Here is a 13,271-nt window from a genome sequence, read left to right on the forward strand (position 1 = left end):
CGTCGCAGCGCCCGTTCAGATCGACAGCGCTATCGGCGCGCGCCCCCCCGCGCTGTCCGCGGCATCGCTGCGCGGCGCGCCCCTGCCGCGCCCCGGCGCCTCGACGGCCGCGCTGACGCCGAGCGCGCGCTGCAACAAGGGCAAGCTCCGTACTTGCGCGAGCAAGTCGCTCGGCCGGATGGCAGGCACGCCGAGGTTCAGCTGCCGTAGGAGCAGCTGCGTGTAGAGGTCCATATACCCCTCGAACATGCGGGCAGCGGAGTAGCGCTGGAGCGCCACCTTCCGGCCGTACCGCCCCATCCGCGCGGCGAGCGCAGGATTGTCGTGGAGCTCCGTCAGCCTGGCCGCGAGCGCCGCGGCGTCCCCGGGAGGCACAAGGAAGCCCGTGTACCCGTCGGTGAGCGCCGTGGGGAGGCTGCCCACGGCGGTCGCGACGATGGGGAGCCCGGCGGCCATCGCCTCGAGGACGGCGAGCGGCAGGCTCTCGGCGATGGAGGAGAGGGCGAACGCGTCGAGCGCGGCGAGGATGTGGGGCGCGCCGTACCGCTGGCCGACGAACAGCGCGCGCTCCGACAGGCCGAGCTCGCGCGCAAGCGCGATGAGCCGCGGGCGCTCCGGGCCATCTCCGACGAGGAGCAGCCGCCCGTCCTTCGGCAGCGCCTGCGCGGCCGCGCGCAGGAGCAATGCGTGGTTCTTCACGGCAGAGAGGCGCCCCACGCTCCCGAGGACCCAGGCCTGCTGCGAGATGCCGAGCTCGGCCCTGACGCGGGCCCTGGCCACCGGATCGGGCGCGAACCGCGACAGGTCGATGCCGCTGGAGACGACGTGAAGCTTCCCGGCGTCGACCTGGCCCTGGCTGACAAGGGTCTCGGCGGTCGGCCGCGATACCGTGACATGGGCGTCGACGCACGCGGCGGCGGCGCTGCGCAGCCATCGCCGGCCTTGCAGGTCGTCCGAGACGCCGTACTTCGTGTGGACGACCGGGACGCGGTGCAGCCAGCCCGCGGGCGCGGCATAGATGAGCGGCAGCTGGTTGTGCACATGGACCAGCGAGAGCCCTCTCGCCCTGAAGAGCGCGGCGAGCCGGGCGGTCATGCTGACGTCGAAGCCGGGGCGCTTCGGCAGGAGCTGCACCTCGACGCCGCGCCGCCGCAGCTGCCCTGCCCGCGGGCCGTCCGGATCATCTGCGATGGCGATCACGCTCACGTCGTGGCCGGCAGCGCGCTGGCGCGCCGCCAGATCGACGACCATCTGCTCGGCGTCGCCGGCCTTCAGGCTGCTCACCACGTGCGCAATCGCGAGCTTCCATGGAAGCTCCGCCCGGCGCCGGTCGCGGTCTCCCGCGCCGTAAATGTCACGAATCTCCATGTCTCCCCCCTTCGAACGAATGGAAAAGCGTCGACGCGTGCCGCTCGTCCAGCGTGCCTGCGCTGTCCGGCTCCTCAGGACGTGATGTGGCTCTTCCGCTCGGCGGAGCGCCGCTCCGTTCCTGGCCGACGCAGCGAGGCGATGATGGACGAACGTCCTAGGCTTGAGAAGCGTAAGCGCCGCAGCACGCCAAGGGCGATGCACGGTGGACGGTAGAAAGTTTGATTGATGTGGAATATAAGCCGAACTCGGAATGCGGCAACGCAAAACGATAATGCCCGATGACGGCGGGGCGCGAGGACTGTTGTCCAGGCTGGCCCGTGTGCCGTGCGCTCGCTCCGGCTGGACGGGATCCGTTCGCGACTTCCAGCCTCGGCGAGGCTGTCGGGTCTCTTCCGCGGCCACGTGCGGTTCATCCCGCGGCGCCAGCGCCTACGGGACGGAGAGGCATTGAAGGTGGCATGTCGCGCGACGGGTCAGCGGCAGAAGAGGAACCTGCAGTTGTCGGACGCGCACTGGTTGTCCTTCGTGCACGCCGCTCCCCGGCCGCGCTTGCCGACGCACTCGCCCTCGTTGGTCCCCCACCCGCAGAACTGGCTCGCCGCGCAGTGCGCGTCGGAGCGGCAGAGGCACGTCTGGGTGAGATCGCCGCAGCGGTTGCTGGGGCACTCCTCGTTCACGCGGCACCCCTGGCCGATGGTCTTCGAGCCGGGCGTGTAACAGAAGCCCGCGCCGGCGACCAGCCCACCGCAGCGGCCGGAGGCGCACTCGCTGTCGCGCGTACACAATTGATGCTCGGCCTTCTTCGGCTCGCACGCGTTGTCGCCGCCGACGCCAGGCGTCTTGAGCGCGCAGCGGAGGCCGCTGCCGCAATCGGCGTCGTCGTTGCAGACGCAGCGCCCCGGGATCGCGTTGCAGGCGACGGCCGTGCACTGGCCGCTCTCGCACTCCTCATCGAACCGGCAGCTCCCGCCCAGCGCCTGAAATCCGGGGCAGTAGGCCGCGCCGCACTTCGTGGGATAGACAGACTCCCGCTCCTCGGCCGGCGCGAAGGGCGCGACGCCGCTCTCGTCGAGATCTGTCGCGGGATCGGCCATCCCGGCCCGCGGCCCCTGGGCGCGCTCCCACATGCGGAGGAAGGACTCGGTCGAGGATCTCAGGCCGGCCGTGTCCACGCCCAGGCGATCCAGGTCGGCCAGGAGATCGGGCAGCATCCCCTCGTGGGCCAGGCCCTTCTCGTCGAACTCCGTCCCCAGGGGGCCGGGCCCCTGCTCGCGCTGCTCCCATGCCTGGCAATCGGCCTCTGCCCGGAACGCCGCCGAGCAGGCGCCGTCCTCGCCGAAGCGCGGCCGGGTCTGCTGGATGAAGCCGTTGAGATCGGCCCCGAAGGCCATGGGGACCTTCAGGCCGAGCCGCCCGTACTCGTACGCCTGCGCGAAGGAGCGCGACGAGCCCTGGCAGCTGTTCTCGACCGCGCTGCGGCTGTACTGCCGCGTCTCGTCGTGCGCGGTGCGCAGGCCGAAGATGCCGCCGGTCTGCCGGAGCATCCGGATGATCCGGGCCGGCGTGGACTTCTCCTTCTCCGCCACCGCAGGGGCCATGATCTCCCGGAAGTGACCGTGGGAGATGTAGAGCGGATAATAGTCGCGCGCCCGCGCCAGCTGGAACACCCGATCCACGCCGCGCTCCGAGAGGTGCGCGACGTCGAGCAGCATCCCCCGATCCATCATCTCGCCGACGAGCGCTTCGCCGAGGGGCGTCAGCCCGCGCATGTTGCGGCAGCTCGCGTCGACATCCATGCCCAGCGTGACCCCCGCGAGGGTGGCGCCGCAGTCGGTGTCGATGAAGCAGCTCTCGGTGTACTGCGCGAACTGGAAGATCGGGTTGTGCAGCGCCGCCCCGCCAAAGGCGTTGTCGACCTGGTGCACCGGCTGGAGCGTCCGGACCCCCAGAGCGTGGTACTTGGCGAGCTGCGCGCGCATCTTCGACGCGTCGACGTCTCGGCCGAACAGGTGGCTGGCCTCGATGGACAGCACCACCGCCAGCTTGCCCGCGCCGATGATCTGCCGGGCGTGCGAGGGCGAGAGCGCGATCTCCATCCAGCCGGCGTTTCGCGCGGCCAGCGCGTGGGTCATCTGGATCTGGAGATCGACATCCACCATCTCGTCGCACCCTCGCTGCCGGTTCTGCTCCGGCAAGATCGAGCAGAGCCAGTCGTAGCTCACCGCCGACATGACGATGAGGCTCAGCCCGCGATCGTGGGCCGCGCGCAGCCAGCTCACATGACCCTGCTGGTGAGCGATGGTGTCCCAGCGCGGCCACCCGTCGGAGAAGCGCTTTCGCCCGAGGTGGAGCCCGGTGTCGCCGCTCGTCCCCTCGGTCTCGCCGATCACCTCCGAGCCGAGGGCGCCGCCTCCCAGGCCGAGCAGCGCCGACAGCGCGCCGCTGCTGGCGAAATCGAGCATCGTCGACTGAGGGCACCGGTCCAGGAGCGCGCTGAGATCCTGTCGAACGCGGCCGTGATCGCTCCCTGGACTGCCGCCGTCGCAATCGTCCAGGGCGCCGGCGCCGTCGTGCCTGCCGTGGAGCCATCCACCCCCGAACGCCTCCTCCGACATCATGTGGAAGTGCAGATCCGCGAACCCGCTCACCGGGGCTCCGCCGAGCGCCGCCGGGGCCGGGACCGGGAGCGCCGCGGCGGTGTCGCCTGCCGCCTCCGCGCCGGCGGAGAGGCCGAGCGAGGCAGAGAGCGCGAGATCGTCCGTCGCGGCCTGTCCGCCGGGAGGCGAGGGCGCTCCCGGATCGCAGGCGGCCGTCATGAGCGCGAAAGCGGCCACTGCCGCGGTCGCGAAGGGGCGCGGCCAGCGCCGGCGGCGATCTCGGGGCGCCGGGCCGGGTCGAGCCGATAGAGGACGGGTCAGGCGATCGTCGGGGCAGGTCATGGGCGTCGCGGTCCGGGGGTTCGGTCGTGGGTGTTCCATGCGCTGAGGGCGCCCGGTTAGCTGGGGTAGTTCCCACCGCGTTTTCAAGTGGTGAACCGGCCCGCGCGCCGCGTGGCGGGTTTTGTCAGCGCCTGGCGCGATTTGTCGCCTTCGCCGCCGGCCCGGAGGCAGCTAAACCACGCAACGATGGGAGACCGCGAGCCGCTCCGCGAGCGGGCACGGCGGCCGACCGCGTCACGTCCGCTCATCTCGGCCGACCAGGCCGTTGGGGTTGATTCAATGACAGTTCTTAGGTCCTTGCTGATACGTCAGCTCATCCAACCACGAGACGCCCTCGTGCATTCGAGGCGTGCGGGAAGCCTCCCGCTCCTCCTTTGCCTGGGCATCGTCACATCGGCCTGCGCGGGCGGCGCCGACGAGCCGAGCGAGCCGATCGGAAGCGTGCAGCAAGCGCTCTGCTCCGCGGACGACGTGGGCTGCCAGAGCGGCGCCCCGAGCTGGCCGAGGTGGTCCCAGCAGCCCGACCGGCCGGCCGCCGTCTTCGAGGAGTTCGAGACCGGCTCGGGCGCCGGGAGCGCGTCGAGCAGCGCCAGCTCCAGCAGCGCCAGCAGCGCGTCGAGCAGCGCCAGCAGCGCCAGCAGCTCGAGCGGGGCCGGCGGAGGCTCAGGCGTCGAGTTCAAGCCCAAGGCGTGCGACCCGAACCTGCTCGGCAAGATGCCGAAGAGCCCGAACCCGAAGGGCGCCGATCTCCAGAACATCACGACGAACTTCCATGTCCTGCAGTCGATGCAGCTCCTCTCGTCGATCGTCAACAAGACGGCCGAGGCCATCAACTCGGCCGACACGGAGACCATCGAGGACGCCGGCAAAGGCAGGTGCATCTGCACCCAGCAAGTGATCCCCGGGTGCACGGACGTCATCCAGAAGAGCCAGACGACCTACGAGGAGTGCTCCGACTTCTGCGATCCGGCCACGACGCCGACGAACACCTGCAGCATGGGCGTGCTCGTCTGGCTCTCCAACGACGTCCAGCAGACCCAGGCGGGCAAGGAGAAATGGGCCTTCAAGGTGGTCAAGTGGCTCGACAAGATGGCCGGCGAGATCTCCGACGGGCGCTTCGCCGATTTCCTGGAGCAGGTCGGCGGTGGGCTCGAGAACGCGACGGAGGTGCTCGGGAAGATCCAGTGTTATATCGACCTCTACACCGAGGGCTACCACCTCGGCAGCTACTCCGAGCAGCGGCCCGATCTGCACATGTGCATCCCCTGGGCCGGCCATGGCGCGTACGCCACGATGGCCGAGAGCGGCGACGGCAGGTGGGGCATCGGCGGCCGCTACGAGTCGCGTAACCTGAGCGAGGAGCGGCGTGCCCAGATGCGCACCGGCGGCTTCGCCGTGACGGCGTTCGGCAAGACGCTGAGCATCCTCCCGGGGATGGAGTTCAACATGCAGCTCGACGGGTACAAGTGGTTCAACCGCGAGGCCCCCCTCGGCATCCCGGCCTTCGGCCACTCGGGCGGCGGGGGCTTGAGCCTCTCCGCCGCCAAGAAGAACGGGGTCTTCTACCTCGCGAACGGGAAACAGGTCGAATCGCTCGACACCGACCACGACGGCCGGGTGTCTCCGCAGGAGTTCCTCATCGGGACCTACATGCCGTTCTCTTACACGGCGGACTACACGCCGGCCGGCGCTCCGAGCCCGGCCACCTGGCCCAGGGACGCGGCGGAGCCGGTCGAGGACTGGGAGGGGCGCTCCGCCGCCGTCATGGCCGCGGCGCTCAACCTGGATATGCAGCTGAAGCCGATCGAGAAGGAGCTGACGAAGATCCCGCTCCCCCCGGTCCCCGGCGCGTTCCTCATCCCGTACTTCAAGCTCGGCGCCGGGGTCAAGTGGTACGACGAGGCCTATTTCATGCGCAAGCGCCTGCAGGAGGCGCTCAACAAGCACACGAACCACAAGATCGAGAACGTCGATTTCGATCGCAACATGCACCCGTTCCAGGCGCCGGACGTGACGGGCGAGGCGGGGACGCAGATCTCGGTGCGCCCGGAGATCGGCGCGAAGCTCTTCCTCGGCGTGCCGCTCGGCAAGCGGCTGAAGGTCGGCGTGGAGGCGAGCATCGGCTTCTCCGTGGATCTCAAGCCGAGCGGCTCCGGCGGCGTGGTCGACCTCAACACCTCGCTCGAGCAGGCGCTCGTGAACAGCAACCCTGACGAGTCGCTCGAGTGCAAGCCCGTCTTCAACTACAAAGATCAGACGTACTGCTCGAACCGTTTCGTCGAGGAGTCCGGGATGAACCTCGGCTGCTCCCCGCTCGACACGAACAACTCCTGCTGCCTCTCCTTCATCACCGGCGGCCGCGCCTGCATCGACGACTGGACGGGGATCACCCAGGAGCTGTGCAATCCCGGCAAGCTCTCGTACGAGCTGTTCTCCACCTTCATGAAGGAGAAGAAGGCGAAGCAGCTCAAGACCGCCTTCCAGCAAGGCTTCACCGCCAAGTGGAACGCGAACAAGACCTGTGACGAGTGCGACAGCGACGGCACCTGCGCGACCGACGTGCGCAGCGACGATCTCCGCGACATCTCGGGCTGCCAGAAGCACGGCGTCTGCTGCCTCCCCGTGGCGTCATCGCCCTTCGGCCTGGCGGGGTCGCGCGGCCTCGTGAACGCCAGCTACGCTCAGGCCCGCTTCCTCCAGACCGGCGACCTTGCCTACGACGCGTCGACGCGCATGCTCTACGTCGCGGACCGGACCGCCGTGCGCCGCATCGACCTGACGAGCGGCGCGGTGACGACGATCGCCGGGTCGACGACCTCGGGCACCACCGACGGCGTGGGCACCGCCGCGCGGTTCAACACCATCTCGGGCATCACGCTCCACAACGGCGCCCTCTACATCGCGGATCGCGGCAGCCGCACGATCCGCAAGCTCACGCTGAGCAGCGGCCAGGTCACCACGATCGCCGACCGCACCGTTGTCGGCACGCCGCGTGACGTGGCCGTGGTCGGAGGCAGCCTGTACGTCACGAACAGCGGAGACCGCACGCTGGTCTGGATCGACCTCGCGACGGGCGCGAACATCGCGGTCGCCGGCCTGGCCTCCGCGTCCGGGAACGCCGACGGCGTGGGGACGACCGCGCGGTTCGCGGAGCCGTCCGGCATCGTCGCCGACGGGCACGGCAACCTGTACATCGCCGACGCGTTCAATCACTCGCTGCGCCGGTTCGAGATCGCGACCTCGATGGTCACCACCGTGGCAGGCAACGGCACCGCGGGCTCCGCGGACGGCGTCGGGACGGCCGCTCGGCTCAGCTCCCCGCAGGCGCTCGCGATCGACGGCTCTGGGAGCGTGTTCATCGGCGAGGGCAACAGGCCCGGTCGCATCCGGCGCTTCGACCCGGCGCTCGGCGCCACGGCCACGGTCGCCGGCGGGCCTGGCACCGTGTGGCAAGACGGCCTGGCCACGACCGCCGTCCTCGAGCTGCCCGGCGGCCTCGCCGTGCTGCCCTCCGGCGACATCTACGTGAGCGACACGCTGCCGTCGACGGTCCGCAAGATCGGGAGCAACTGCGACTCGACGATCCCGGGAGCCGTCACCTACGACGTCACGGAGGCCGAGTGCCCTGGCAACTTCGGCGCGTACCGCTGCGTGACCGAGACAAAGAGCGATGTCGTCGAGTGGAGGGGCCCCGGGTGCCACCCGCTCCACTCGGGCTTCCAGTCCGCGTGCGGTTGCGCGTCGAACGCCGACTGCGCGAGCGGCGAGACGTGCGACGCGGTGAAGAAGCTGTGCACCGTCGGCGGAACGCCGGTCGACTGCCTGTGCACCGCGGACCCGAACCCGACCTGCGCGAGCGAGCCAGGCCGCACGTGCGTCGAGGGCGCGTGCGCCCGCCGCTGCAACTACGACGTTGCCACCGCGGACACCGTCTGCGGCTACGGTCAGGTCTGCACGCCTGACGGAGCGTGCGCGCCGCAGGGTGGCGCCCAGTTCGCCGAGCAGGTGATCTGGGGGCTCAAGAACCCGGAGGCGCCCGCCCACGCGATCGCCACCTACGGCATGAGCGAGATCGAGCTGATCGCCGCGCTCAACGCGGGCATTCACGTCGGCCTCGAGGTCAAGCTGTTCAAGAAGCCGAAGAAGTTCACGCTCTGGGACTGGCGCCGGTCCTGGGATATCGGCTCTGTCGAGAAGGCCAAGTTCCAGCCCGGGCTCGAGGCGACGTACCAGTGGGACAGCACGTCGCTCGGCCAGGTGACGAACTACCAGCCGGAACAGGTGAAGCGCTACGCGACCGTCACGTCGGAGACCGCCGACTTCCTGGCGTGGTGCAAGGACGAGCTGCCGCTCTACGCGGAGGACCCGCTGCCCCCCACCACGGAGGACGTCACGGGCGGCGTGCAGGAGGTCCTCAACTTCGGCTTCGACCTGGGAGAGCAGGTGTCCACGATGGAGAACCTCTGCATCGAAGGTCGGCCCATGATGGAGTGGCTGCAGGACAAGGACGCGCTCGCCGAGAAGTTCGTGACCGGCACCTGCACGTACGTCGGACTCGTGAGCGGCTTGCGCGGCAACCTCAGCTTCCCGTGCCAGGACGCGCACATCAACCTGCTCAAGCACTGGGGCTGCCTCGACGCGGAGGGCTCCGCCGTCGCCAACCAGCTGCGGGTGGGCGCCTTCAGCGGCGCCGTCGTCAACACCCCGACGCCCACGTTCGATCTGACCGCGCTGCTGTACGACACGAGCAACGGGCTCGAGGCGTCCAACCTGGTGCACCCCAGCGCTCTGGCCGAGGCGTGGCTCGCCGAGGTGGAGGCCTGCTTCGACGAACACTCCGAGGACACCGTGCCTTGCTCGTGCCTCGACGACGCGGATTGCACGACGGGACCGGGGCAGACCTGCGTGAGCGGGACGTGCCAGGGCCCCGAGGACGACATCATCCAGTGCTCCGTCGTGAAGAACGCGGGCGTGACCGTCGAGCGCTGCTGCGGCGACGGCGTGCAGCAAACGTCCGAGCAGTGCGACGACGGCAATGCGCAGAACGGCGACGGCTGCTCGTCGAGCTGCCGCCTGGAGACGAAGGGCGCGTGCTGCCAGTCCCAGGGCTGCACCGACCTCGGCACGGGCGGCATCAGCTCCAGGGCGAGCTGCCGCGAGGCCGGCGGCTACTTCCTGAGCGGCTACACCTGCGCGCAGATCGACGCCTGCGGGGCCGAGCCCATCGGCTCGTGCACCGAGCCCGACGGCGCCTGTCACACGCCGACCTACGAGGCGCAGTGCGACGCGGTGAGCGGCGTGTTCGTCGTCGGCGGCCACTGCGAGAACGAGCCGGAGCGGCTGACGCTCCAGCCCGGCAGCGCTGGCGTCGATGCGACGATCACCAGCCTGAGCGCGGGTGTCGGGACCAACAATGGGAATTCCCCGAACCTGACCGCGGGGCTGTGGACCTCTGGCGGCACCAAGTACGCGAACCGGGGCCTGCTCCGCTTCGATCTGTCGCCCATCCCGGCGGGCTCCACGATCGAGCGGGCGCGCCTCAGCCTCTACGCCGATCCCGCCGCGCGCCTCTACGGCCAGGGTACCTCGAACGGCCTCGGCCCGGGGCACGCGACGCTCGGCGGCTCCAACGCCTTCCTGCTCCAGCGCGTCACCTCGGCGTGGCAGGAGAACACCGTGACCTGGGCCAACCAGCCCACGACCACGTCGCTCCACGAGGTGCTCCTGCCGCAGAGCACGTCGGACGGTCAGGATTACGCGGGCGTGGACGTGACGGAGCTCGTGCGGGACATGCTGAGCGCGCCCTCGAGCAACCACGGCTTCCTGATGCGGCTCCAGGACGAGGTGGCGAAGCACCGGGAGGTCTCGTTCACGTCGAGCGACTACGCGGTCGACGTGCGGCGCCCCAAGCTCGAGGTGGTGTTCCGGAGGCCCTGAACGCCGGAGCGACGGTCACCCGCTTCGGATACGGGCCCACCTCGGCATTTTCGGTGCTCAGCGCACCGGAGTGCGCCTGCGCGCCGAAAACGCCGATCTGGGCCCGTCTCCTGTGCGGGAGACCGCCGCTCTGCATGGTGCAAAGGTGGGCAGAAACCGCTGTAGGCCTTTGGTTTTGATCGACACTCAAGAAGGATTGGAGATGATGAGAAGGTCATTCAGAATGTTCGCGTGCGTCGCCGGCGGTCTCGTCGCGAGCGTGACGGGGGTGTCCGCCGCGGTTGCCCAGGTCGCCCCGCTGGACACCAACCATGTGGTGATCATCGACCGGTCCGGCAGCATGTACGGCGATCGCCTCGCGCTCGCGAAGAAGGCGGCCAAGATCTACTGGAACACGCTCGTATCGAGCAACGTGCCCGCGTCCCAGTCGTTCACGGAGATGCTCGGCGTGGCGAGCTACTCCGACACCTCGTCGATCACGTACCCCTTGACGGCGCTGCCGGCGTCCGGCCTGGATACGGCGGTCGACGCGCTCGTCGCGGACGGGTCGACCTCGATCGGGGCGGGCCTAGAGGAGGCGCTCGACATGCTGATCGCCGAGAGCCCGACCAAGGGCGCGCGCGAGTGCGTCATCCTGCTGTCGGACGGGCAGCACAACACGCCGCCTGCCCCGAGCGACGTCTATGCGGACTATTACAGCCGCGTGGATGAGGTCCACTCGATCGCGCTCGGATCGGGGGCGGACGAGGCGATGATGAGCGACATCGCGGCGAACTACGGGGTCTCACCCGGGCTCTACCTGCGCGCCGACAGCGACACCGCGATCGACCAGCTCGAGCTGATCGGCGCGTTCAACCGCATGGCGAACGACTGTCGCGACGGCGGCATGATCGATCAGGTGCTGACGGAGATCCTGCCGCAGTCGACGTCGTGCGCGGACGCGTTCGTCTCGGCGGCGCAGATCGTCGATTTCACCATGATCTTCGTCGGAGCGGCCGCGCCGAAAGTCCACTTGCTGCCCCCTTGGGACCAGACTTTCGAGATCACCGAGACGAACTTCGCCGCGTCTGGCTCCGACCTGACCTTCTTCTCGGCCGAGAACTTCAAGCGTTTCTCCCTGAACCTGACGCAGTCGTACGAGGAGGGGTCCTGGCAGTTCTGCGCAACGAACACCTCGGACCAGCCCATCTACCTCTACTCCGCGGTGTCGACCCTGGCCGACACGATCTCGCTCCGGGTCACGCCGAGCACGCTGAACGTCGGGACGGCGCCGCTCATCGTGGAGGCCGAGGTGAGCCACCTGGGCAGCCCGGTCCTGGGCGCCACGGTCAGCGCGGAGATGACCGGCCCGAGCGGCGCGGTCACGCCCCTGTCGTTCCATGACGACGGCGCCCCCGCGCACGGCGACACGACGGCCAACGACGGCGTCTACTCGCTCAAGATCGGCCAGTTCGCCGAGACGGGGAGCCACGAGGTCACGGTGTTCGCGGACTACGCCGGAAGCGCCACCGTCCCGATGTTCACGCGGCAGCACACGTTCGGGTTTTACAAGAACCCCGCGCCCCCCTGCCAGAGCCTCGGGGCGATGAGCACGGCGATCGTCGCGTCGGTCAACGGCACCTCTTGCTTCCAGATCGATCGGGCGAGCCTCCCGACCGGCTGGACGCCGGCGACCCTGACGCTGCAGATGAGCCCGACGGACGGCGTCCCGCTGAATGGCGTCAGCGTGTCGGCGAACGGCGGGGCGCCCCAGAACGCCCCGGCGAACAGCTGGTCCGCGACGACGGCGATCCCGTTCCCGGGCACCGCGAACGACGTGATCTATCAGGTGAGCACGACGACCAGCAGGCAGCTTCGGATTCAATGGTATCCGTGACGCTGCGCGACGGTCTCGGCGCGGTGAGCCGCTGACCCGTCATGGACCGCGCGCGCCTGGCGTCCCTGTCGGGACCGCCGGTGAGCTCCGGCTCACCGGCGGCGCAGTGCGCGGGACACCGAGCGCGTGCTCGTATAGCCGAGCCCGGCGGCGAGCGCGCGTCGCGTTGGGTTGGACGAGGCCAGGTAGCTGTTCGCCAGCTCGGTTCGCGCCTCCGTCAAGAGGGCGCGGTGCGACGTGCCCTGCTCTCGCAGCTGCCGCTGGAGCGTCCGCGAGCTCACGCCGAGGTGCTCGGCGACGCGATCGACGTTCGGGTTGCCCTGGGCGATGCAGAGCTGGAGGGCCTGCCGGACGTCGACGACGAAGCTCGACGGAGCGGCGGCGGCGGCCGCGGGCGCGAGCGCCCCGCTGGCGGCCTTGCCGAGCGCCTGGAGCCGCGCCGCCGCGCAATCCTCGAGGATCTCACAGAGGCGCGGCTCGGCAGAGTGGAAGGGCAGCTCCAGGAGATCCCGATCGAAGACCAGCTCGTCGTAGGGGGCGTCGAACTCGACCCGCGCGTCGAAGACGCGCTCGTACTCGCCTGCGACGCGCTCGCGGCGGTGCCGGAAGCGCACCGCCAGAGGGCGGATGTGCTCGCCCGAGAACGCCCGGGTCCGGAGCACCATCAAGCTGACGATGAAATCCGCGACGGCGGGCACGCCGTCCGGCGAGACGTGGCGGAAGTGCGCGCGGCGACCGGTCACCTGGAGGCTCAGGACGCCCGCATTGGCGACCAGCGGTGCGAAGCGGATGACGCGGTCCAGCGCTGCGCCAAAGCTGCTGCTGCTCCGTGTCAGGTAGTCCAGGAGATCGAGCGAGCCGACCTCGAGCTGCTCCGCGGCGTGCAGCCCGAGCAGAGGGTTCCCGCTCATCTTCTCGGCGGAGGACCAGATCTGCCGCGCTGCGCTCAGGGAGATCGGCAACCCGCGCTGGCGGAGCGCCCCCGGCGGGAGCGCGGCGTCGCGCAGGACGGCGTCGATCGGGAGCCCGAGCTTGGGCGCTGCGGAGAGAAGGAGCAGGACGAAGTCAGAGAACGCGGACTGAGCTGGCGCCGGGACCAAGGTTCCTCACAAGCTAAATGTTCCCGAGCGTAGGGGCCGAAGCCGCCC

General features: G+C 69.7%; 5 protein-coding genes. 2 read left to right on the forward strand and 3 right to left on the reverse strand.

Annotation, left to right across the window (positions count from 1 at the left end; genetic code table 11):
* Nucleotides 1-15 precede the first annotated feature (15 nt).
* Complete coding sequence (locus tag WME90_RS03120; RefSeq protein ID WP_437279561.1) at nucleotides 16-1,368, reverse strand: glycosyltransferase; 1,353 nt, start codon at nucleotides 1,366-1,368, stop codon at nucleotides 16-18.
* A gap of 476 nt (nucleotides 1,369-1,844) precedes the next feature.
* Complete coding sequence (locus tag WME90_RS03125) at nucleotides 1,845-4,310, reverse strand: membrane dipeptidase (RefSeq protein ID WP_437279562.1); 2,466 nt, start codon at nucleotides 4,308-4,310, stop codon at nucleotides 1,845-1,847.
* Between the two features lie 336 nt (nucleotides 4,311-4,646).
* On the opposite strand from WME90_RS03125, the gene WME90_RS03130 reads away from it, so the two are divergent.
* Both WME90_RS03130 and WME90_RS03135 read left to right on the forward strand, forming a co-directional pair.
* Nucleotides 4,647-10,247: a DNRLRE domain-containing protein gene (locus tag WME90_RS03130; RefSeq protein ID WP_437279563.1), complete on the forward strand. Its 5,601-nt coding sequence runs from the start codon at nucleotides 4,647-4,649 to the stop codon at nucleotides 10,245-10,247.
* Between the two features lie 202 nt (nucleotides 10,248-10,449).
* Nucleotides 10,450-12,123, forward strand: coding sequence for a VWA domain-containing protein (locus WME90_RS03135; RefSeq protein WP_437279564.1), 1,674 nt, complete (start codon nucleotides 10,450-10,452; stop codon nucleotides 12,121-12,123).
* Nucleotides 12,124-12,215: 92 nt separating this feature from the next.
* On the opposite strand, the gene WME90_RS03140 is transcribed toward WME90_RS03135, so the two are convergent.
* Nucleotides 12,216-13,223, reverse strand: a complete 1,008-nt coding sequence (locus WME90_RS03140; RefSeq protein WP_437279565.1) for an AraC family transcriptional regulator ligand-binding domain-containing protein — start codon at nucleotides 13,221-13,223, stop codon at nucleotides 12,216-12,218.
* Nucleotides 13,224-13,271 lie beyond the last annotated feature (48 nt).

Source organism: Sorangium sp. So ce375 (assembly GCF_051473855.1).
In the GTDB taxonomy this organism is placed as follows: domain Bacteria; phylum Myxococcota_A; class Polyangia; order Polyangiales; family Polyangiaceae; genus Sorangium.